General features: G+C 34.4%; 17 protein-coding genes. 3 read left to right on the top strand and 14 right to left on the bottom strand.

Annotation, left to right across the window (positions count from 1 at the left end; translation table 11 throughout):
- Positions 1 to 5 precede the first annotated feature (5 nt).
- The 3 genes from B8963_RS02635 to B8963_RS02625 all read right to left on the bottom strand — a co-directional run bounded on the left by B8963_RS02635 (position 6) and on the right by B8963_RS02625 (position 3269).
- Complete coding sequence (locus tag B8963_RS02635) at positions 6 to 1628, bottom strand: M28 family metallopeptidase (RefSeq protein WP_084059847.1); 1623 nt, start codon at positions 1626 to 1628, stop codon at positions 6 to 8.
- A gap of 178 nt (positions 1629 to 1806) precedes the next feature.
- Positions 1807 to 2019, bottom strand: a complete 213-nt coding sequence (locus B8963_RS02630) for a YgaP family membrane protein (RefSeq protein WP_084059846.1) — start codon at positions 2017 to 2019, stop codon at positions 1807 to 1809.
- Positions 2020 to 2135: 116 nt separating this feature from the next.
- Positions 2136 to 3269 (bottom strand): MBL fold metallo-hydrolase, encoded by a 1134-nt coding sequence (locus tag B8963_RS02625; protein WP_234989596.1) that lies wholly within the window; start codon positions 3267 to 3269, stop codon positions 2136 to 2138.
- 178 nt (positions 3270 to 3447) lie between these two features.
- On the opposite strand from B8963_RS02625, the gene B8963_RS02620 reads away from it, so the two are divergent.
- Positions 3448 to 3888 (top strand): hypothetical protein, encoded by a 441-nt coding sequence (locus tag B8963_RS02620; protein WP_084060696.1) that lies wholly within the window; start codon positions 3448 to 3450, stop codon positions 3886 to 3888.
- Positions 3889 to 3945: 57 nt separating this feature from the next.
- Here B8963_RS02620 and B8963_RS02615 read toward each other — a convergent pair whose 3' ends face one another.
- The 7 genes from B8963_RS02615 to B8963_RS02585 form a co-directional block, all read right to left on the bottom strand.
- Positions 3946 to 5505, bottom strand: coding sequence for a M20/M25/M40 family metallo-hydrolase (locus tag B8963_RS02615; protein WP_084060695.1), 1560 nt, complete (start codon positions 5503 to 5505; stop codon positions 3946 to 3948).
- A 79-nt stretch (positions 5506 to 5584) separates the two neighbouring features.
- Positions 5585 to 6487: a histone deacetylase family protein gene (locus B8963_RS02610; RefSeq protein WP_084059845.1), complete on the bottom strand. Its 903-nt coding sequence runs from the start codon at positions 6485 to 6487 to the stop codon at positions 5585 to 5587.
- A 5-nt stretch (positions 6488 to 6492) separates the two neighbouring features.
- Positions 6493 to 8616 carry a Tex family protein gene (locus B8963_RS02605; protein ID WP_084059844.1) on the bottom strand — a complete coding sequence of 708 codons (2124 nt, stop codon included), beginning with the start codon at positions 8614 to 8616 and terminating at the stop codon, positions 6493 to 6495.
- 319 nt (positions 8617 to 8935) lie between these two features.
- Positions 8936 to 9454, bottom strand: coding sequence for a ferritin (locus tag B8963_RS02600; protein ID WP_084059843.1), 519 nt, complete (start codon positions 9452 to 9454; stop codon positions 8936 to 8938).
- Between the two features lie 21 nt (positions 9455 to 9475).
- Positions 9476 to 11560, bottom strand: coding sequence for a methionine--tRNA ligase (gene metG, locus B8963_RS02595; RefSeq protein ID WP_084059842.1), 2085 nt, complete (start codon positions 11558 to 11560; stop codon positions 9476 to 9478).
- Positions 11561 to 11735: 175 nt separating this feature from the next.
- Positions 11736 to 13445 carry a DUF1501 domain-containing protein gene (locus B8963_RS02590; RefSeq protein ID WP_084059841.1) on the bottom strand — a complete coding sequence of 570 codons (1710 nt, stop codon included), beginning with the start codon at positions 13443 to 13445 and terminating at the stop codon, positions 11736 to 11738.
- 12 nt (positions 13446 to 13457) lie between these two features.
- Positions 13458 to 14966, bottom strand: coding sequence for a DUF1800 domain-containing protein (locus B8963_RS02585; RefSeq protein WP_084059840.1), 1509 nt, complete (start codon positions 14964 to 14966; stop codon positions 13458 to 13460).
- Positions 14967 to 15162: 196 nt separating this feature from the next.
- Between B8963_RS02585 and B8963_RS02580 the strand changes: the two genes are divergently transcribed.
- Both B8963_RS02580 and B8963_RS02575 read left to right on the top strand, forming a co-directional pair.
- Positions 15163 to 15522 carry a YraN family protein gene (locus B8963_RS02580; protein ID WP_084059839.1) on the top strand — a complete coding sequence of 120 codons (360 nt, stop codon included), beginning with the start codon at positions 15163 to 15165 and terminating at the stop codon, positions 15520 to 15522.
- Positions 15523 to 15575: 53 nt separating this feature from the next.
- Entirely contained in the window at positions 15576 to 16235 is a 660-nt protein-coding gene (locus B8963_RS02575) for an aspartate kinase (RefSeq protein WP_084059838.1), read from the top strand.
- Between the two features lie 28 nt (positions 16236 to 16263).
- Here B8963_RS02575 and B8963_RS02570 read toward each other — a convergent pair whose 3' ends face one another.
- The 4 genes from B8963_RS02570 to B8963_RS02555 all read right to left on the bottom strand — a co-directional run bounded on the left by B8963_RS02570 (position 16264) and on the right by B8963_RS02555 (position 24230).
- Positions 16264 to 17589 (bottom strand): TlpA disulfide reductase family protein, encoded by a 1326-nt coding sequence (locus tag B8963_RS02570; RefSeq protein WP_084059837.1) that lies wholly within the window; start codon positions 17587 to 17589, stop codon positions 16264 to 16266.
- A 31-nt stretch (positions 17590 to 17620) separates the two neighbouring features.
- Positions 17621 to 21004, bottom strand: coding sequence for a transcription-repair coupling factor (gene mfd, locus B8963_RS02565; RefSeq protein ID WP_084059836.1), 3384 nt, complete (start codon positions 21002 to 21004; stop codon positions 17621 to 17623).
- Between the two features lie 83 nt (positions 21005 to 21087).
- Complete coding sequence (pdeM, locus tag B8963_RS02560; protein WP_084059835.1) at positions 21088 to 21720, bottom strand: ligase-associated DNA damage response endonuclease PdeM; 633 nt, start codon at positions 21718 to 21720, stop codon at positions 21088 to 21090.
- Between the two features lie 32 nt (positions 21721 to 21752).
- A complete protein-coding gene (locus B8963_RS02555) occupies positions 21753 to 24230 on the bottom strand; it encodes a ligase-associated DNA damage response DEXH box helicase (protein ID WP_084059834.1) in 2478 nt (825 codons plus the stop codon).
- Between the last annotated feature and the right edge of the window lie 8 nt (positions 24231 to 24238).

Raw genomic sequence — 24238 nt, 5'->3', positions numbered from 1 at the left:
ACGTTTTATTTTTCTCGTGCTGCTTTAAATTCGCTTGTATCATACCATTTTGGGAAATATTTTTCGTTAGATAATAATAACCCAACTTCAAATAATAATTGCGCATCAAACTGAATCCCACTCAGTTCTGTTTTCCCAGGCTCATATTCGTCTGCTGGTTGATGGTATTTATTATTTTGATAATCTTCTTTCATTTTTTGCACATAGGCAACACCATGTTTAAAATCTTCATGACTACCACTTGCATATAAAGCAGGAATACCAATTTTAGCAAAATTAAAATGATCTGATCTAAAGAAATAGCCTTTCTCAGCTTCAGGATCAGGAATGATATATCTACCTTGTTTATCGGCAGCTTTTTTAGCATATTCATCCATTTCCGATTGTCCGTAACCTGTTATCGTTAAATCTTTCATAGGTCCAGGACTTTCAATAGCATCCATATTTATATTCGCCACAGTTTTTTTTGGGTCGTAAATAGGATTTTCTGAATAGTAAGCAGAACCTAATAATCCTTGCTCCTCAGCAGTTACAGCAATAAAAACAATAGATCGTTTTTGAGGTCCAGATTTTTTAAATGCTTCTGCAATTGCTAGTAGACAAGCCGTTCCCGATGCATTGTCCACTGCTCCGTTGTATATGGAGTCATTATTAACTGGTCTGCCAACCCCTAAATGATCCCAATGGGCTGAATAAATTATATATTCATCTTTTTGATCCGTACCTGGTATTAATGCAACAACATTTTTAGATGCATCTTTCTTTATGGTATTAGTGATTTTTACGGACGCTTTTAATCCTAATAGTATAGGTTTAAAATTTTTCTGTTTTGCTAGTTCATTATAGTTTTTATTGGCAATAGAAGAGGCTTCAAATAATTTTTGTGCGCTTTCCATGCTAATCCAACCTTGTACATCGCATAATGGAGCATTACTCTCTAAATTCATACGTGCACCACTCCAACTAGATTGTACTACATTCCAACCATAGGAAGCTGGTTCTGTTTCGTGAATTATAAGTACACCAGCTGCACCTTGTCGAGCGGCTTCTTCATATTTATAAGTCCATCTGCCATAATAAGTCATTGCATTCCCTTTGAATAAAGTAGAATCACCAGATTTAAAACCCGGATCATTAACTAAAACTACGGCAGTCTTTCCTTTCCAATCTATACCTTCATAATCATTCCAATTATATTCAGGAGCTACAATTCCGTAACCAGCAAATACAAGTTCCGAGTTATCTAAGCTAACCTCAGGACTAATTTTTTGTGTAAGCGCTACAAAATCTTCGTAATATTTTAAATCGATTTTTTTTTGTCCTCCAGATATCACCATTTTTTCTGATGGTTTTCCTGTAATTTCAACCATTGGGACATTTTGAAAATAGCTGTCGCCATTTCCAGGTTCAAGGCCTAGTTTTACAAATTCATCTTTTAGGTAATTAACAGTCTTTGTTTCACCTTCAGTAAAAGGCATTCTTCCTTGAAAATCATCAGAAGCTAAACGCTCTATGCTATTACCAATGGTGGTAATAGCTACTTCAATGGTTTTGGTATTTTCCTTTTCTTCAGGTTTACAGCTAAATATTAGAAGTAATAAAACTGGTATGAGATGAAGTTTTTTCATAATCTTAAAGTAAAATTAGAGAAAGGTTTATTTTTCTGATTTACTCAAAGATAGCGAAATATAGAAGATTCTTGTAAAGATGTATCTATCCATTACATCTTTGAATTATAATTAAAAAGAGGTTTATTTATTCAAAGCATTATGCATAATGAAACAAACCCTTTTGAAATTTTATGTTTTATTCTTTAGGCTTTACAGGGCATGAAGAAAAGCCAAATAATGTATAAAGTGGACAAAAACTTACTAAACTGGTAAGTACAAAAACACCTGCAAGTACAAGTAGCACTATTCCTAAAGTACCCGTAACTGTATTGGTGAAATATAAAATAACAAAAATTGCAGCAATAATAAATCTAATAATTTTGTCGGTTGATCCCATGTTGTTTTTCATGATCTTTGATGTTATTGGTTATTATAGTAACAAATATCAGAAATACTAATATCATTAAATGTGACAAAAGTCACATATGAGTTAATTTTATAATTCTTGGTTTAAATTATTAGTAATTACAGACCTTCCCACCAGTTAATGTAATTATTTAGTGAATCTTTAACTACTATATTTTCTCCTATTATTGGGGTAATTACGTTTAGGTTCAATTCTAAAGCTTTTGCCTTAACCCGTATAATTGGATCAGTCCAAGAATGCAAAGCTAATTTAAAACCAGCCCAATGTATTGGCATAATTTTATTGGCCTTAAGATCTAATCCTGCTTGTGCCGTTTCTTCAGGCATCATATGAATATCGGACCACATTTGGTTGTATTGTCCGCATTCCAGTAAAGCTAAATCAAACGGCCCATATTTGTTTCCAATTTCCTTAAAATGTGATGCATAACCACTATCGCCACTAAAGTATATATTTTCGTTAGGAGATTTTATAACCCAAGAACTCCACAACGTACTTTGTCTATTATTAAATTTTCTGCCAGAAAAATGCTGAGCAGGAGTACAGACAAATTTTAATTCATTTAACGAAGTTTCTTCCCACCAATCTAATTCAGTGATTTTGTCTGAAGCAACTCCCCATGCCTCTAAATGTGCACCTACTCCTAAGGGCACAAAGTAGTGATTAACTTTATCTTTTATTTTTAAAATAGTTTCGTAATCTAGATGATCATAATGGTCATGTGAAAAAATTACGGCATCAATTTGCGGTAGTTTTTCAACTGCTATTGGCATTTCTTTGTTAAATCGTTCAGCGCCTAATAAATTATGTGGTGCAGCAACCTTACCAAACATAGGGTCTATTAATATATTCAACCCCTCTATTTGCAAAAGAAATGAGGAATGGCCAAACCAGACCATTCTTGTTTTGTTATTGTAATCTGCAACAGCCGTAGAATCTAATTTGCGCACTGCTAAATCAGCTTTTGGCCTCCCATTGGGCACATTGGTAGTGAAAAATTTGTAAGCTAAACTTAGCGTTTCTGTAAAACTTAAGTCTTTAGGGACTGGCTTTTTATTTTTAAAAGCTCCATTTTCAAATTGCTCAGATTTTGTGTAGCTTTTTTGGCGTTCTTTAGAAATATCTCCTCCAAAACTGGGGTAGTAGCTTGTAAATATAAGATAGGCTACAATAAGAACTCCAATACTAATTAATACGCCAATCATCATTTTTTTAAGTATTTTTTTCAACATTTTAATCCATCAAGGTTAGCGCAAATTTACTATTAATTGAACGGATATTTTATTGGCTGGAGCGACTTTAAAATAAATAATCATGTAAAAAAAATAGACAAGGGTAGGGTATTTCATTTTAGGCGTGTCTAATTAGAAACCAATGGTATTTTTTAAACCATTTTTAAATATTGAAATCATGAAAAAAGTAAATTTAATTGTACTTGTAAATTTAATGTTTACTGTGGCAGTGATGGCACAAGTAGAAGATTCGAAAAAAATAGATTCTAAAACGTATTACGAACAACGCGCAGAAGAAGATGCTAAATTTGAGCAATCATTTGTAGCTGAGGATGAAAAATCGGATGAAGAATTCTGGGAAACTCAAAAGCAATATGAGAATGATTTAAAAAAGCGCGATCGAAAGGCGTATAAGGCTTATATGAAAGGAAAAAAAGATGCCTATGCGGAGCATTACAATCATTGCGATGATCACTGCCATCATAGTCATCATTATTACAGTCATGCTACTTTTTACTATTATGGCTATAATCGTAATTATTACAGGCCTACAAACCGAACAACTGTGAGAACCAATGTTGGTTTAAACACGTCACGCATACGAGTTGGTTTATTTTAATGTTGTTTTTCCCCCAAATTTAAAAAAGCGGTCTATAAAGACCGCTTTTTGTATATATTACTTTTCATCAACACCGCCATTGCGCTCTGGAGAACGAGGCTCAGGCCATGTACGTTGTTCTCCTGTTCTTGAGTTTATCGGTAAAACCGATTTTTCACGTGATGTTTTACTGGCATCTTCACTAGCTTCATAGGCCATAATTGCCGTCAAAATTGCATTGTTTCTTACGTCATCAAAAACTATTTTGTCATACGTGTCTAAGTTCGTATGCCAAGTATAATTCCAATAACTCCAGCTTAAAGAGCTTAAAGAAAAAGCAGGTGCACCAGCTGCAACAAAAGAAGCATAATCTGAACCTCCACCGCCTGGTGTGCCAGGAAAATTGGTTTCAATATGTTTGGTGATATCTTCTGGAACAGAATTTAGCCATCTGCCAATGTAATCATAAGCATGTAAAAATCCTTGCCCTGATATATTTACTACACGACCAGTACCATTATCTTGATTAAATACAGCTTGAATGCCTGCAACTATTTCAGGATGATCTTCAACAAATGCACGAGAACCATTTAATCCTTGTTCTTCACTTCCCCAGTTTCCTATTAAAATGGTTCGTTTTGGGTTAGGATATACTTTCTTTAAAATTCTGGCAGCTTCCATCATGGTAATAGTTCCGGTACCATTATCTGTTGCGCCAGTAGCGCCATCCCAAGAATCGAAATGCGCTGAAAGTATTACATATTCATCAGGCAGTTCTGTTCCTTTTATTTCAGCAATGGTATTAAAGGTAGGTACTTTGCCTAATTCTTTAGATTCTGCAACAACCTTAATTTTTGGATTATCGCCATTTTCTGTCATGCGATATAGTAATCCATAATCTTCCAAAGACAAATCCACTACAGGGATTTTTTTAGTATCGGCACTAAATATTTTATTGGCACCAAATCCGTTAGACCATCTAGATTGAACAATACCGATGGCTCCGGCTTTTTCTAATTCTTTATTAATTGTTCTAGAAGTAAAACCTGTTTTTTTCATTCTAGAACTCCAAGCTTCCTCTAAAGCATCACGATCTTTTTTCATTTTTTCAAAAGACTCTGGAGTAGCAAATTCTTCCCAATTATAATCTGGTCTTCCAGTTGGTTGGTTCATAGAAACCAATACAATTTTACCTTTTACGTTTGGCAACCATTTTTGAAAAGCAATAGAATCTGTTACTTCTGGAATGATGATTAGGTCAGCAGTTATTCCCTTTTTGCCTGTACTTGGGCTCCATGCCAATTGCATGCCGCTTAAACTCACTACTCTTGGATACACTAAATCTACATGAGTAATACCACGTTCCCAGCCTCGCCATGTTCCGTATTCTTCCATTCGCGCTTCTATTCCCCATTTTTTATAGGTGGCAATAGCCCAATCACTTGCTTTTTTCATTTGTGGAGTACCCACTAATCGTGGCCCTACAACATCCATAAGTTCATGAGCAAGTACTTCTAATTGAGAATTATTGTTCGCTTCTGCAACAATTTTATCCACAACATCTTTACTAGTTTGTGCTATACTAAATGTTAGCGAAAGGAGTAACAGCAGTGCTGTTAGTAGTTTGTTTGTTTTCATTATGTTCATGTTAATTAGTTCGGAAACTAATATACCCATTTCAAAGAGGTATTCTGCATAATAAAATCTAAATAGAATGTTAAAAATAAATGGCTTGGGCTAATCGGAAAGTATTTGCATGTGCTTCAATAATAGTTTTTATATCTGGGGAATAACCGCCTCCCATACTACATTGCACTGGAATTTTATTATTGAAACAAGTTTTTAAAACGATCTCATCTCGATTTTTGCAGCCGTTTAGCGTCAAAGCCAATGTGCCAAGTTTATCTGTTGAAATTACATCCACACCAGAAAGATAGAATATAAAATCGGGCTTAGCTTTTGTGATAAGCTCTGGGAGCGTTTTTATTAAAATAGATAAATATTCATCATCTTCAATTCCCTTTTTTAAAGGAATATCTAAATCTGATTTTTCTTTTTTAAAGGGATAGTTGCTTTCCCCGTGCATAGAAAATGTAAATACAGAAGCATCATTCTTAAAAATTTCAGCGGTGCCATTTCCTTGATGCACATCGAGATCTATGATCAATACTCTTTCTGCTAATTTCTTCTCCTGTAAATATCTAGTACCAATGGCTTGATCGTTAAGCATGCAAAATGCCTCTCCATGATCTGAATATGCATGGTGGGTTCCGCCAGCAATATTCATGGCTATACCATACTGCAAGGCATACTCGCACGCCTTCATAGTACCATCGGCAATAATCCGCTCTCGTTCTACTAAATCTTCAGAAAGTGGAAATCCTATTTTTCGAGCTTCTTTTGGATTTATTTTTATATTCAATAAATCATAAAAATATTCTGCATCATGAACAGCAAGAATATATTTGTCATTCGGAATTTCAGGCTCAAAAAAATTAGCTTCAACACAGGTTCCTTCATAAAGTAATTGCTTTGGTAATAGATCATATTTTTCCATTGGAAAACGATGCCCCTCGGGTAAAGGATGTTTATAAATGGGATGGTATGCTATTTTGAGCATAGTATTTAGTTGTGCAATTTCAATTGAATACGTTTGCGGGCCACATCAACCTCTAAAACTTTTACGATTATTTGTTGCTGTAAGCTTACATGTTCATTAACATCTTTTACAAATGTATCGGATAGGTTAGAAATATGAATCAATCCACTTTCTTTGATGCCAATATCTACAAAACAACCAAAATTGGTAATATTGTTGACAATCCCTGGTAACAGCTGTCCTTCATGCAAATCGGTAATCGATTTTATATTCTGATTAAAAGTGAAAACTTTTGCTTTTTCACGCGTATCTAATCCTGGTTTTTCAAGCTCTTTAATAATATCTTTTAAAGTTGGCAGACCAATGTCATCATTACAATATTGATCTAGATTGATGCTTTCCAATGCTTTTTTATTACCAATAATTTCTTGAATAGTAACGCCTTTATCCTTCGCAATCTGTTTAATTAATTCATAACGTTCTGGGTGGACAGCAGAATCATCCAATGGGTTTTTTGCTCCTTTTATGCGCAAAAACGCAGCTCCTTGTTCAAAGGCTTTTCCCCCCAAACGAGGCACTTTCTTAATATCGGTTCTACTGGTAAATGCACCATTTTCGTTGCGGTAAGAAACGATATTTTCTGCCAATTTAGGGCCAATGCCCGACACATAGCTCAATAAAGGCACACTGGCAGTATTGATGTTAACTCCTACAGCATTTACACAACTTTCTACAACAGTATCTAAAGATGTTTTTAATTTGGTCTGATCCACATCGTGTTGATATTGACCTACACCTATAGATTTTGGATCTATTTTTACCAATTCTGCCAAAGGATCTGCTAATCTTCTCCCTATAGAAACTGATCCACGAACCGTAACGTCGTAATTTGGAAATTCATCACGGGCAATTTTTGATGCAGAATAGATGGATGCTCCTGCTTCACTAACCACAAAAACCTCTATCGGATTTTTAAAATGTATTCGTTTAATTAAATGTTCTGTTTCTCTAGATGCTGTTCCGTTGCCAATGGAAATGGCTTCAATCTTATAGGCATCAGTTAAAGTGCTAATTTTTTTAATGGCGCCAATGCTATCATTTTGCGGTTCATGGGGATAAATAGTTTCATTATGGAGTAGATCGCCTTGTTCGTTTAAACAAACTACTTTACAACCGGATCTAAAACCGGGGTCTATAGCTAAAATTCGTTTTTCACCTAAAGGAGCCCCTAATAAAAGCTGTTTTAAGTTTTTAGAAAATACTTGAATCGCTTCTTCGTCAGCTTTTTCTTTTGCTAATTTTAAAGTTTCGTTAGCTAACGAAGGGAATAACAATCGTTTATAAGCATCTTCAATAGCTGCTTTAATGTACTTAGCACTTGAACTTCGTGTTTTTATAATGCGCTCTTCAATTTTTTCAATAGCCCTGTCATCTTCAATTTCTATTTTAACTCGAATAAACTTTTCATTCTCTGCGCGTAAAATAGCTAACAAACGGTGCGATGGACATCTATTTAAAGTCTCACTCCAATCGAAATAATCACGAAATTTTTGTGCTTTTTCATCCTCTTTTTTAGTACCAACAACCTTAGTCGTTATTTGTGCAAATTTCTCTAATTGATGTCTAATTTGGTTTCTTACATCCGTACGCTCATTAATCCATTCTGCAATAATATGTTGTGCACCCTCAATTGCTTCATCTTCATTAACTACTTCATCATTTAAATACTGCGATGCAATAAAGTCTATATCATCATTATTCTGAGCCATGATGATTTTGGCCAATGGCTCTAAACCATTTTTTATAGCGACTTCTGATTTGGTATTTCTTTTTTTCTTGAAGGGTAAGTATAAATCTTCAAGACTAGTTATATCTGAAGCCTCCTCTAATTTTTTCTTTAATTCAGAAGTCAATACACCTTGCTCTTCAACCGATTTTATAATGGCTAATTTTCGTTTTTCTAAAACTTCAAATTGGTCTTTGAATTTTACGATTTCACCAATTTGTACTTCATCTAAATCTCCCGTTTTCTCTTTTCGGTAGCGTGAAATAAAGGGTATAGTACAATCTTCATTTAAAAGCTCAACGGTATTTTGGATGCTTTTTTCAGGTAGTTGGGTATGCTTAAGAATATAGGGGATAAGCTGCATTGTAGTCTATAAATTTAAAAACCTATGCAAGATAAACAACTGCATAGGTTTTTAGTAATTTTTATAAGTAGATTAAGCAACTTTTTTTATCAAATCAAAACAAGGACATTTACTGCAACGTTTGCTCTCAGATTTCTTATATTTAGAACAGCATTTACTTTTTACTTTATCGGCTTTTACCTTAATGGTTTTCGATAACTTTTTTAATGCCTTTTCTTCCTTCTTTTTTTGCTTTTTTTTGCCCACAACAAATGCTATAAGATATTGCGTGGCAAACTTAAGTTATTTTTACTTAATCTAAATAAGATTAAATGTTAAATTATTTTGGTGCTTCTATTGATGCAGAAGTAATTGTAAGCTGCTGAATATCTCTATCAAATAAATAAAGTCCACCTTTATCGTCGCCAATTAGGTTTATTTTATCCAGAATGGTGCGTGCCATTGCTTCTTCTTCTATCTGTTCTGCCACATACCATTGTAAAAAGTTATGTGTGGCATAATCTTTTTCTTGAAGGCTAATATGAACTAACTCGTTTATACTGCTTGAAACAAAAACCTCGTGTTCAAATAATTTTTCAAACATTGCTTTAAATGAATTGAAGGTGACATTCGGTGCACTCAATTCTGATATTTGTGCATGGCCACCACGTTCGTTTACAAACTTTACCAGTTTTAGCATATGATCACGTTCTTCTTGTGATTGGTCATACATAAAACCAGCCACACCTTCAAGTCCTTTAACTTCGGCCCAACATGCCATTGCCAGATAAATTTGCGAAGACTCAGCTTCAATTTTTATCTGGTTGTTAAGTGCCTTTTCTATAGTTTTTGATAACATATTTTTTATTAAAGTTACAAATTAATTTATTGTCTCACCATTAGAAACACCTTCTGTATCAGGATTTACAAAAACTAATTTACCATCTGCATTTTCAGTCATTAATATCATTCCCTCACTATCTACACCGCGTAAAGCTCTTGGAGCTAAATTTACTAAAACGGTCACTTTTTTACCAACCACTTCTTCTGGAGTAAAGCTTTCTGCAATTCCTGAAACTATGGTTCTTACATCAAGTCCAGTATCAACCTTCAGGACCAGTAATTTTTTGGCTTTTGGCATTTTTTCTGCCTCAATGATGGTTCCAACACGAATGTCTAATTTCGAAAAATCCTCAAAGGTGATAGTATCCTTTTGCGGTGTAACTTCTTTATTTGCCATTTCATTTGCTTTTTTAGTAGCCTGCAGTTTGTCTAACTGCGCTTGTATAGTTTCATCTTCTACTTTAGAAAATAATAATTCAGCTTGACCTATTTTGTGGCCGGAAGGGATTAAAATTTCTTTAGAAGAAACATCATTCCAATTTGCACCGCTTGCGGTATTACTTGAGCTGTTATTCAGTATTTGCTTAAGTTTATCTGATGTAAATGGTAAAAATGGTTCGCTTAATATGGCTAATGCTGAAGCGATTTGTAATGCCACAAACATAATGGTTTTTACGCGTTCTTCGTCTTGTTTTATTACCTTCCAAGGCTCTTCATCAGCTAAGTATTTATTCCCTAAGCGAGCTAAATTCATTAGTTCTTGACCTGCCTCTCTAAAACGGTAGCGCTCAATAGAACTCGATATAATTTCAGGATATTTTTTAAGCTCTGCCAAAGTTTCTAAGTCAATTTCGGAAAACTGATTAGGCACAGGGATGATGCCTTCATAATATTTATTAGAAAGTACTACCACACGGTTGATGAAGTTGCCAAAAACAGCGACTAATTCATTATTATTTCTTGCCTGAAAATCTTTCCAAGTAAAATCATTATCCTTAGATTCTGGTGCATTTGCGGTTAATGTATAGCGCAATACATCTTGCATATTTGGAAAATCTATTAAATACTCGTGCAGCCAAACTGCCCAGTTTTTTGAAGTAGAAAGCTTATTGCCTTCTAAATTTAAAAATTCATTCGCAGGTACATTATCCGGCAAAATGTATCCACCATGTGCTTTAAGTATGCTTGGGAAAATTATACAGTGGAATACAATATTATCTTTGCCAATAAAATGCACTAATTTGGTGTTTTCATCTTTCCAATAAGGTTCCCAATCTTTTCCTTCTCTTGCAGCCCATTCTTTTGTGGATGATATATAACCAATAGGAGCATCAAACCAAACATAAAGTACTTTGCCTTCACCACCAGGTACAGGAACTGGAATTCCCCAATCTAAATCGCGTGTTACTGCTCTTGGTTTTAATCCATCATCTATCCACGATTTACATTGGCCGTATACATTGGGTTTCCAATCGTTTTTATGACCATCTAAAATCCATTCTTTTAAAAATGCTTCATGACGGTCTAAGGGTAAAAACCAGTGTTTTGTTTCTTTTACTGTTGGTACAGCACCAGAAATGGTAGATTTAGGGCTGATTAAATCTGTTGCATTGAGTGTAGAACCACAATTTTCGCATTGGTCTCCGTAAGCTTCCTCGTTACCACATTTTGGGCACGTACCTATTACGAAACGGTCTGCTAAAAATTGATGTGCTTCTGGATCGTATAATTGTTCCGTAGTTTCTTCAATAAAATCACCTTGCTCATACATAGTTTTGAAAAACTCGGATGCGGTTTCATGATGAATTTCAGCAGATGTTCTAGAGTAATTATCAAATGTAATTCCGAAATCTTCGAATGATTTTTTTATGATAGTATGGTATTTATCAATAACCTCTTTGGGAGAAATACCTTCTTTCTTTGCTTTCATGGAGATAGCTACTCCATGTTCATCACTTCCACAAACAAAGGCAACATCTTTGCCAATTAAACGTAAATACCTGCTATAGATATCTGCAGGCACATATACACCAGCTAAATGACCAATATGAATTGGACCGTTGGTATAAGGTAAAGCAGCTGTGATGGTATATCTAGCTGGATTTTTAAGACTTTCGGACATTATTTTTGTAATTAGCTCACAAAAATAAAGATTTTTATGGGAGAGCTCTATATTACTTTCAAAAAGTAGAAATTAATAGTAACCAAATAGTGTTAAAAATGACAAGGCCATTTCACCTGTGTAAAAACAAGTGAAATGGCTGCCATAGTAAGTAAATGTTAATAGAAACTAGTGTTTAAGCTACCATAACTGATTTACTCATTTTTTTATCTTGTACTCTAATTCTATAAATATATTTTCCGGTAGCTATAAATTTAGACATACGCTCTCTAATATTAATCTCAATAGAACCTTGAGTCATGATTTCGTTATAGATAGTACCTAAATTCTGCCCCATTATATTAAACAATTGAATATCTACATGAGCCGTAAAAGGCATTTCTAGATATATATGTGGTGTTTTTTCTGTTGGGTAAAATGGTTTATGAACTATTGCCTCTAACAATTCTGGTGTTGGATCAATGGCAATAGGGTCTCTTGGATCTAAAGGAGTTGGTGGTGTTGGATCACCATCACTATAAGCAATATCATCAAAAGTCTCGCCACTACAGTTAAATCCTAAGTTAATTGCCTTATAAGGGTGTCCTAAAAGATGTCGTTCAACTAAAGTACGGTCCACACATAGCCATTCAGCCAAAACAGTTCCATATAAATCTCGGAAATCCATGGTATATTCTAAATTCCCTCTTTCATTAGGGTCTTCCAATGATGGATGCTCACCAACAAAGGCGCTACCATTTAATCCAGAACCAAAGAATAGCGTAGGTGAAGCTTTCCCATGATCGGTTCCATTAGAACCATTTTCGAAAATTCGTCTTCCGAATTCAGAGAATGTCATGCTTAATACCTTTTCATCTTGATTTGTAAAAGCAATATCTTCGTAGAAGTTATTTACAGCAACAGATAGGTTGGTCATTAAACGTTCGTGTGCTAATGGTTGATTTCCATGCGTATCAAAACCTCCCATGGAAATCATATATACTTTAGTTCCTAAATTACCCTTTATTAATCTTGCAAGTAATTTAAGCTGTCTAGCAAAGTCGTTATTCTGATATTCAACTTGATTTTGACCTCTTTGTGCCGCATCATAAATTTTCCCAGCATATTCTAGAGTAGTATTAGACATGCCTCTTAAAAAACGTAATTGATCGCCATACATACATTGATCAAACAATGCTTGGTCTAAACTGTATTGTAACCCAGTATCTGCAATTTGCTCCAGTTGATTTATATTATTGGTAACGAAAGCATAATTGGTTTCATTTCCTTCAAAAACTAAACTTCCAAAATTTCCTATTTGAATTGCTGCAGGAGCTTCCGGAGGAGTAATTAAATAATCTGGGTAAAGATCTTCAAAATGGCGACCCATCCAACCTGTGGGCTCACCTGAGAATCCTGTAGTATCTAAATCTGTATTGGCAAAAATATCTGATCCCGTAAAGTGCGATAAACTCTGACCTTCGTAACCTACACCATGCACAGCTTTAAACTGACCTTCTCCCCACAATGGTTCTAAATTTTTCATATAAGTAGGAACTCCGAATTCATCTGTAAGTTTTAAAATCTTACTTTCCGGAAGGTATATATTTGGTCTTGCATTGGCATATAAATCATACTGCTCGATAGGAATAACAGTACTTAGACCATCGTTTCCGCCTGATAAACGAATTAGTATTAAAATATTATCTGTTTCAGCCATACTTATTGCGGCTGTTAAAGGTGATGGAGCAGAGGCAGTTAAGTATTGACTACCTAACAACATACTTCCTGAACCTGCTATTCCTAATGCTTGTAAAAATGAACGTCGGCTCCATGCTTTATGTTCTAAATCATGACCTTCATGATCTTTTCCTTTATGGGGTGATGTATGATGAGTATCGCACATAATAGTAGGTTTTTATTTTAGTTGAAATTCAGGTTGTCTTACAATATGTCTTAATAGAAGATGTACTTGTTTAGGCACTTCTTGACTAATGCTTAAGATCCATAAGCTTAATCCACCAGGAGTGTGATCGGGTGAATAGTAATTCTCAGGAACATCCTCAATTTTAAAGGCCGACATCGCATTTTGGAAATCTGCTTCTGTAAGCATTCCTTTTGGAGTAAATTTGTTAACTAGCGCTCTTACTACAATTTCTGGGTTACTGGTGTTACTGTCAGCAGCCCCTACAGCGTCCATGGCTAGAGTTCTAAATTGTTCTTGATTTTGTGCAAAGTAGTCATCTAAAAATGACTCTGAAGATAACCACCTTCCGATTAGGAAGTTTGTGTTTATCCAAGATCTATTTCGTTGCCAACCAGCAACATCAATAGGATTAAACAATTCTTGACTTAACATCCCAGAATAGTTAACCGCGGTTGCTACGGTTGTGTCTGTGTAAGTAAAATCGGTTTCTGTAATAAGATTGAAAAAACAATCAAACGGACTTTTAATAATCACACCAATGGCTTCATTGTCAAAAAAGTGCTGACTTTTAAATAGTTGTCTAAGGACAGGAGCAATTTCAAAATTATTTGAAATAAAGGTAGCTGCCATACTATCTATTACAGTTTTTGCATTTCCTGCTTGATCGTTAGAATCAGGATGCACAAAAAATTCATATAATTTAGTGCAAATAAATCCAGCGATTTCATTAGGTCTTTGAGCGAAAAGAATGTTTATCACATCATCATACCCCCAATTTCCTGTTTGACCTAAAATTGTTTTACTCCCTGGATCATGACGGTCTGCTCTAAAAGTAACTGGAGTCCACTGAATTTCACCTCTTTCTACATAGCCGGTTAAAGCCTTTGCTGTTTCAATAATATCTTGCTCAGTATAATTATTCCCCTCTCCTAAACAAAACAGCTCGTAGATTTCACGTGCATAATTTTCGTTTGGATTGTTGCCATTATTGTAAACTCCATCTAAATAATAAAGCATTGCACTAGTTAATCCAATTTCACTAGTGAAGGTTTTAAAATTTCCAATAGCATTACGTTGTAGGCAATTTATGTAGTGGTAAAGAAAAGGAGGAGAATCGTAAATTTGTAATTCTGTTACAAAATGATTGCTCCAAAAAAAACTTAAACGATCTCTTAAATTATTGGTTAGTATTGATTTACCGTAAGATAGTCGCCATTCGGCAACTTGTGCATTGATCATGTCACCACGAAGATCATCATCCGTTGGATAGTTTGCTCCTGTCCAATTTGCCCATGCTGGCGCAGCTGTTAAGGGTTTTGCTAAAGCTTCGTCAATTAAGGAATCTACTAAAGCACTTGCCGATTGCCCCAATGCCTGATTGATAGTGGTAACAGAGCTACCAAACCCAATACGTCTATATAGGTGTTCTACTTTTTGTTTGTCTAGAGGTGCCGTAAATGGCGCTAATGACGAAGTATTACAATTGATAAAATATTCCATACTATTTGGTCCTTAAGTTCAATTTTAGGTTTATTTGGGGGTAATCTTCTACTTTAAAATAGTGTTTATTAAGTTATTAGATTTATATTATAACTCAATAACCGCAATAAAATTACGTAAGTATGCTTATTTTAGACGTTAAAACACTAATATTTTCGATGAACTGCGTAATATGCGCAAATTTTAATTTAAAATAATGGCAGATCATAATGATTTAGGTTCTATCGGAGAGCAATTTGCGGTCGATTATCTACTCAAAAAAGGATATAAAATACGGTATAGAAATTATCGATATTTAAAAGCTGAAATTGACATTATAGCGCAAAAAAATAATAAAGTAATAGTACTAGAGGTTAAAACTAGAAGTACTGATTTTATTGGGGAATTGAGTGATATGATACCACCTAAGAAGATTAAACTTTTGGTGATGGCGGCAAATCATTACATAGTGGATAATGATTTAGATTTTGAAGTACAATTTGATATTGTACTAGTACATAAAGAAAAAGGAGCCTTAAAATTGAATCATATTGAAAATGCATTTTATCATTTTTAAAGATTTGTTTTATTTATAACAAATTGTTATATTTGCAGCTCACAACCAAAATCATGAAAACAATTTCATCTGTAGTTGAAAACTACATTAAAAAGAAACCTTTTTTGCAAAGCGCTTTAGCACAGGGAATTATTAACCTTACATCGCTTTCTAGAATCGTAAAACCTGAGATTGAAGCAGAACTCGGGAAGGACATCCGAAACGGTGCCATTGTTATGGCGCTAAAACGATTATCGGATGATTTAGAATTTAGAGCAACACATAAAATCATCAAAGTTTTGAAGAATATAGGTGAAATTACTGTGCGTTCTTCATTAACAGACTTCACTTTTCTTTTGTCTGATACATTATTGGAAAATCAACGCTTATTATTAAAGGAAATAAATAAAGACAAAGAAGTTTTTTACACCTCATCTAGAGGGGTAAATGAACTAAACATTGTTGTTAGTAATAGTTTAGATAAAACAGTCGAAGCATTATTTGAAGGAGAACGTTGTACTCAAAAAGCAGAAAACCTTTCTTCAATTACTGTAAAATTGCCATCTGAGAATGTAACCGTACCAGGAATTTATTATTTTATTTTCCAAAGATTAGCTTGGGAAGGTATTGTACTATATGAAGTTATTTCTACTACGAATGAATTTACCATACTTGTTGATGACGAGCATGTAGATATTGCCTTTAAAACAATAAAAGATTTAAAAACTCTTTAATTACTTTATTATATATATTGCAGAGCAGTTAGTAGATTTTTTCTAAAAATTCTACAACTGCTTTGTCGTTTTCAGGCTTAGCAATAATTCGCTTTTCATTATCGAGAATAAAATAGGTGGGAGTGGCATGAATATCATATAAATCGGCATATTCACTATCCCATTTGCCAAGAGATATAGCATGCTCAAAACTTGTTAGATTTTTAGATTCTTGTTTCCAATTTTCAGTATCATCTTCTAATCCAATCGCAAGAACTTTTATTTTATTCTTACCTGATAATTCTTTATGTAAGGCAGGTAGTTCCTTTAAGCAATGCCCGCAGGTACTACTCCAAAAAACGAGCACATAATTTGTGGCTCCATTTAAATCACTTAATTTTAGTAATTCAGTTCCCTTTTTCCAGATTATTTCAGGAGCAACCTCTCCTAAACGCAATCTGTTGTGTGCTTCAATTGCATTTTTAATTTCTATATTATTGGTTTCTTTAGCAAGCTCATTTAAGTACGTATTATAAATGAAATCTGAAACAGAATTGTAGCCATATGCCACGGCGTAATTCCATAAATCATTATAAATATGAAATTTAAAAGATGCGCTTAGTTGCTCTATATGCGAATTGATTAGTACAATATTTTTATTAATTTCAGTTTCTTTTAGATCAACCTTATCAGCGGTCAATGGCAAAGCTGTAAATACAAAATTTGCTAATTTATCCTTAAGGAATCCTGAGCTTTGTAGTACGGTATTATTAAAATCAATCGCATCAAAATAATGTTCTTTTTTATGTTGCACATAGTCTTGAACCGACTCTAATTTTGTTGGCATGTAAGGTTTATTCGCCTTAATAAAATGATAAGCCAATAATCCGTTTGATTTTTCTTCATAACGCTCTTGTATGTTCAAAATCTCCTGAATTAAATTCTGATAAAGCAGTTCATCTTGCTCCTGATTGGTGTAATAACTTATAAAGTTTTGTTCTGCAGTAGCAATAGCGGCTTCGTATTCATTTAAAATAGTATTTTCTGTAGATGATTTAAATGAAGCACCATCATCGGAATTGAAATTAAAAATAATATCTTCTTTTCCATTGTAAATAATGTCAAAATTGTACTCCTCTTGAGGTACAGCATAAACCAATCTATACGTGCCAGGTTCTGCATTCTCTGGCAATGTCATGGTAAACGCACCATTTTTTATCGCAGTATCGGCGGCATATACTTGGGTGCCTGGTTTTAATCTATAAGCGATTAACCATGTATAATCTTCGGCAGGGGTAAAAGTGCCTGAAATAGTATGTTGTGCATTTAAATTGAATGCACAAATGGAAACAAGAAAGAAGATGAATTTTTTCATAAATAATATTTTACAAAAACCACTCCAAATTTTATTTTGAAACAGATTTCTTTTCTAATTCAAACGGTTCGAGTGCTAAATAGGCTTGATCAACAGATTTTATATGGTCAAAAACCAATAACAAACGCAATCCATTTCTAGTTTGCTTTTCTTTTATTTTACAAATACTAGAAAATGCTTGTACAAATTGTAAAACTTTGGTGAATTGCGGACTTTGATAAAATGCGGATTGCTGATCAGCAATAAAATACCCAATCATTTTACCTTGCTTCATTACTATTTTTTCTAATCCCATGGCATTAGCAATCCACTTTATGCGCACTGAATTTAATAAATCTTCAGCTTCAATAGGTAGTTCACCAAATCTATCTATTAAATCAGTTTCATATTTCTTTAAAGCAACTTCATCCTTAATCTCGTTTAAAGCGGTGTAAAGATTTAATCGTTCCGTAATGCTATTTATGTAATCATCAGGGAAAAGCAATTCAAAATCGGCATCAATTTGAGTATCTTTTACAAATATTTTTTCATGATGACCTTCTATTTCTTCGTATAAATCCTTGAATTCATTCTCTTTTAATTCATCAACAGCTTCCACTAATATTTTCTGATAAGCATCAAAGCCTATATCATTAATAAATCCGCTTTGTTCGCCTCCTAACAAATCACCCGCACCTCTAATTTCAAGATCTTTCATGGCAATATTAAAACCACTACCGAGTTCCGAAAATTGTTCTAAAGCTTGTATCCTTTTTCGCGCATCGTTGGTCATAACATCATAAGGTGGTGTTATAAAATAGCAGAATGCTTTTTTATTGCTACGCCCAACGCGTCCACGCATTTGATGCAAATCGCTCAAACCAAAATTATTGGCATTATTTATAAAAATAGTATTGGCATTGGTAACATCTAATCCACTTTCCACAATGGTAGTAGATACCAATACATCAAATTCGCCATTAATAAAGGCAAGCATCAAAGTTTCTAATTTTTTGCCTTCCATTTGCCCATGCCCAATACCAATTTTAGCATCAGGTACCAAGCGTTGAATCATTCCGGCTACTTCTTTTATGTTTTCTATTCGGTTATGAATAAAAAACACCTGTCCGCCTCTTTGAATTTCATAACTAATGGCATCTCGTATGGTTTCTTCTGAAAAACGAATAACAGCACTCTCAATCGGGTAGCGATTTGGTGGGGGAGTTGTAATGACCGACAAATCTCGGGCGGCCATTAGACTAAATTGTAAGGTTCTAGGTATTGGAGTGGCGGTTAATGTTAAAACATCAACATTTTCCTTAATAGATTTTAATTTGTCTTTAACGGCAACACCAAACTTTTGTTCTTCATCAACAATTAATAAGCCTAAATCTTTAAATTGTACATTTTTATTGACCAATTGGTGGGTGCCTATAATGATATCGACCTTACCAAGTGCCAGATTTTCTAGTGTTTCTTTCTTTTCTTTTGCCGTTCTAAATCGGTTTAAATAATCTACCGTTACAGGCATATCTTTCAATCGCTCGCTAAACGTTCTGCTGTGCTGAAAAGCAAGAATTGTTGTAGGCACAAGAACCGCTACTTGTTTGCCATCGGTTACTGCTTTAAAGGCTGCTCTAATGGCTACTTCAGTTTTTCCAAAGCCAACATCGCCGCAAATAAGTCGATCCATAGGACGCTCACTTTCCATATCGCGCTTAATGTCGTCAGTTGCTTTACTTTGATCTGGAGTGTCCTCGTATATAAAAGAAGCTTCAAGTTCATTTTGTAAATAACCGTCTGGGCTATATTGAAAGCCTTTTTCGAGTCTTCTTTTTGCGTAAATTTTAATTAAATCAAAAGCAATTTTCTTAACGCGCGATTTTGCTTTGTCTTTTACCTTTTTCCAAGCTCCAGACCCTAATTTGTATATTTTGGGTGGAGCACCGTCTTTACCATTAAATTTTGATATTTTATGAAGTGAATGAATACTCACGTATAAAATATCTCGCTCGCCATAGACGAGTTTTATCGCTTCTTGCTTTTTGCCTTCGACATCTATTTTTTGCAATCCGCCGAATTTCCCAATCCCATGATCCATATGGGTAACATAATCGCCGAGTTCTAATCTGTTTAGTTCTTTTAGCGTTATGGCTTGCTTTTTGGCGTATCCGTTTTTAATATGAAATTTATGATACCGCTCAAATATCTGATGATCGGTATAACAAACAATTTTTAAGTCGTCATCTATAAAACCTTCATGCAGTGGAAAAACCACGGTTTTGTAATGCACTTTATTGGAACTAGGCGATGCAGCTATTAATTCTTCAAAAATATCGTAAAAACGTTTTGCTTGTTGTTCCGTAGCGCAAAATAGATAGTTGGTATAACCTTTTTCAAAGTTCTCGTTTAGATTTTCTATCAGTAAATCAAACTTTTTATTAAATGAAGGTTGCGGTTTTGTTTCAAATGTAATTTTTGAAGTTTCGGAGAGCGATTTTGAATTTCCGCTAGTAATTAATTTAAAATCTTTAAGTTGAGATTTTAACGAATTAGAATTTACAAAAAGTGCTTCTGGTTCGGCATGCTTAATTTCAGTAGATAGTTTTTTAAAAGCCTCTTCAGCCTTCTCAAAAAAGGAATCTAAACGATCGAATAATAAATCTAAATCTGAACTAAAAACAATAGTATTTGCTGATATATATTTTAAAAAACTTTCTCTAGTTTCATTAAGAAACTTATTCTCAACATTAGGGATGATGGTTATTTTGGTAACCTTTTCTTTTGATAATTGGGTTTCAACATCAAAAGTACGTATGCTATCTACCTCGTCTCCAAAAAATTCCAGACGGTAAGGTTCATCATTCGAAAAAGAAAATACATCTACAATACCACCACGCACCGAAAATTCTCCAGGTTCCGTAACAAAGTCTACACGTTTAAACTTGTATTCAAATAAAACTTCATTCAAAAAATCTAACGATAGTGAATCTTCTAGTTTTATTTTAAGTGTGTTCTTTTCTAAGTCTTTTCGGGTAACCACTTTTTCAAAAAGTGCATCAGGATAGGTGACTATTAAAGCAGGTTTTTTTCTTGAATTTATGCGATTTAATACCTCGGCACGCAAAAGAACATTTGCATTATCGGTTTCCTCAATTTGGTAAGGTCTCCGATAGCTTCCTGGATAAAAAAGAACATCTTTATCACCAATCAGTTGTTCTAAATCATTCAAATAATAGGCAGCTTCTTCTTTGTCATTAAAAATTAATAAAAAAGGGTTGTCTGCTTTCTTAAAAATAGCACTAAGAACAAAGGATAATGAAGAACCTATTAATCCTTTTAAATTAGTTTTTGATTCAGAATTGGCAATAGCATTTTGCAGTTTCTGCAATTGCGGAGACTGTGCATAGTTTTGTTGAATAAGATCTTGGCTCAACTTTTAGCTTTTGTGCAAATATACTATGGTCCTCTAAATATTTACTAGAGGAATACGTTATTTTCATATTTTTATGTGGGTAGCTAAACTCTAAGAACTTGATCTTTAGTGATAACATATACCTCATTATCTTTAGCAGGTTGTAATGAATATGTTCCTGTAAATTCACCAAAGGCAGGGAGAATCATTTGGTGGTTTGATTTAAAAAAGCAAGCTAATTTTAAAAATTGTTTTCCACTACCTTTTAGTTTTACGGAAGGGTGAATATGCCCTGCAAAATTAAATAGTCCTTCGCGTTCTTCTGGGTGATGCGTGAATAGAAAACCTTGAGTTACAATTTCACTAATTACTACAATGCCTAAAGCTTCATATTTTAATGGTGATATAATATCATGGTTCCCTGCAATTAAGAATAGTTTTGCATCTGTTTTGGTTACCCAAGTTTCAAATAAATGCCATTCTGAATTGATAGATGAATGAAACAAATCACCCAAAAAACAGATAGTTTTAGGTTTAAATTGATGAACGATATTCTCTAAAAGATCAAAGTTTTTCTGAATGGCCTTTTGTGGTACTGCTGCGCCGTGTTTTCTAAAATGTGATACTTTTCCAAAGTGAATATCACTGACCACTAGCGTACTTTTTTCTTCCCAAAAAAGTGCACCAGAACAATGCATTGTAAATGTCTGATGGTTTAAAACTATAACTTCTGTCATTCACTACAAAAATAAGAAAAAGCAAAAGGTTTTTACTTTTTAGTAAGAATCGCAGTCATACGTTTAATACGATCTGCTAATTTTTCACTAGATAGTTTTTCTCGCAATCTATCGGTGATTATTGGAAATGAAAATGGTGTTGCTTTCTGGCATGCTTTCCAAACAATTTCTTGTTGTTCAATGCGCTCTAATGCCAGTCGCAAACGCCCTTCTTCTAATTGGTGTTCAAATGTTTCAGTGAAAGCCTGTTGAAAAAGCAGATTATCGGCTTCGTAATCCCTAAAAACATCAAAAAGAAGTTGTGAGCTACTTTGTAAATGCTTCATTTTTATACCCTTATTTGGATATCCTGTAAACACCAATCCACTAATTACTGCAATGTCACGAAATTTTCTACGCGCCATCTCAGTGGCATTTAAGCTTTTTTGCAAGTCACTCAACATAAAGTCTGTAGAAAACAAATCATTATCTAAAACCTGCTGTATGTTTATCTCTTGGTCAGAAAGTAACTCAAATCCGTAATCATTAAAAGCTAAAGAAAAAGTTATTGGTGAAAGTAAACTTATACGATAGCCTAAAAGGCTTCCCATGGCTTCATGAACTCCTCGACCTTCAAACGGATAAAATATATGATGAAAACCATCACGTGTTTTGAAGGTTTCAATTAAAAGTTCATTGGGTTTTGGCACGATACTTTCTTCTTGTTGCTTGTCAAAAATGTGCTTTAAAGATTTGAGTTCGACACTTAACTCCCCTCCTTTGGAGGGGTTGGGGGAGGCCACTTTATATAATTCCTCACGCAACAATTCTGACATTTGTGCAGAAAACGTAAGTCGTCCGCCCATCCAACTAGGAACTTTGTTAGTTTTTTTGCTGGAATTCCGAACATGTACTTGCATGTCTTTTATCCGAATAAACTCTAGATTTCTACCAGCAAATGTAAAAATATCTCCAGGAGATAATTTTGAAACAAAGAACTCTTCTATTGATCCAATAAAACCTCCTTTTTGATAGCGTACTGTTAAATTTGCGTCGCCAACAATAGTTCCTATTTGAAAACGGTGTCGCATAGCAATACCTTTATTATAGACTTTAAACTTGCCGTCTTCTTCAATATCTACTTTCTTATATTCATCATAACTTTGCAAACTCTGACTGCCCATGACTAAAAAGTTTAATAACCACTGCCATTGTTGTTTAGAGAGGGCTTGGTAGCAAAAGGTTTTAATAACCTCTTGGTATATTTCATCAGGATAGAAACCATCGGAAATAGCGAGGGTGGTGAGGTATTGCAGTAGCACATCATAACTATTCAAATACGGAATGCGGTCTTCAACTACGGTGTGTTTTACAGCTTCCTGCAAAGCAGAAGCTTCAATAAGTTCTATAGCATGCGTGGGTAAAAAGTAAATAACACTTTCTTTGCCTGGTCGGTGGCCACTGCGCCCAGCACGCTGTAGAAAGCGGGCGACACCTTTTGGCCCTCCAATTTGTATGACTGTTTCTACCGGAGCAAAATCTACCCCTAAATCTAAACTAGAGGTGCACACTACAGCCTTTAAGTTTGCATTACGGATAGCCTGTTCTACCCACAAGCGGGTTTCTTTATTTATACTCCCATGGTGCATGGCAATTTCGCCAGCATACTCAGGATGTTTTTCTAAAATTTTTTGAAACCAAATTTCACACTGACTTCTGGTATTGGTAAATAGTAAGGTGGTTTTACTATTGTTAATTATGGGAATAATATCTTCTAATAAATGCAATCCTAAATGTCCGCGCCACGGAAAGGTTTCCATTTTTTTAGGGATGATACTTTTTACGGTTATTTTCTTATTCAGTTTAGCTTTTATTAAAACTGAATTTTCAAGTGCCTTAGAATCGGTGCCCAATAGCACTTCTCGTGCCTGTTCTAGATTGCCTATTGTTGCTGATATTCCCCATATTCTAAGTTTTTTAGAAACAGTTTTTAAACGAGAAAGAGCAAGTTCCATCTGTACACCTCTTTTAGTGCCTAACAACTCGTGCCATTCATCTACAACAATGGCGCTGCAATCTTTAAATTGTTTTTCGTAACCTTTAGAGGCTAAAAGTAATTGCAGACTTTCGGGAGTGGTTATTAACAAATCGGGCATTTGCTTTTTCTGCGCAGTTCGTTCTTTTGTACTAGTGTCTCCTGATCTAATCCCTACTGTCATTTGGGTACCTAAATCAGTAGCAACTCGTTCTGCAGATTGTCTAATCTCATCAGATAAAGCTCGCAGGGGAGTAATCCATATTGCTTTTAAGCCTTTTTTGTGCTTAGTTTTGTACTCCGGATTAGACTTTATGTAATTTAGAATTATAGGAAACCAAAGGGCATAGGTTTTTCCACTTCCTGTGGGAGCGTTTAACAATCCGTTTTTACCCTGTAAAAAAGCCTTCCAAGTATCCTTTTGGAATTTAAATGGTTTCCAATTATTTTCTTGAAACCAATTTTCGGCTAGGGTATATAATTCGTCTCTATTCATAGTACGGT

Origin of the sequence: Cellulophaga tyrosinoxydans, from assembly GCF_900176415.1 — a bacterium.
GTDB lineage: Bacteria > Bacteroidota > Bacteroidia > Flavobacteriales > Flavobacteriaceae > Cellulophaga > Cellulophaga tyrosinoxydans.
This window is presented reverse-complemented; position numbering and strand designations above follow the sequence as displayed.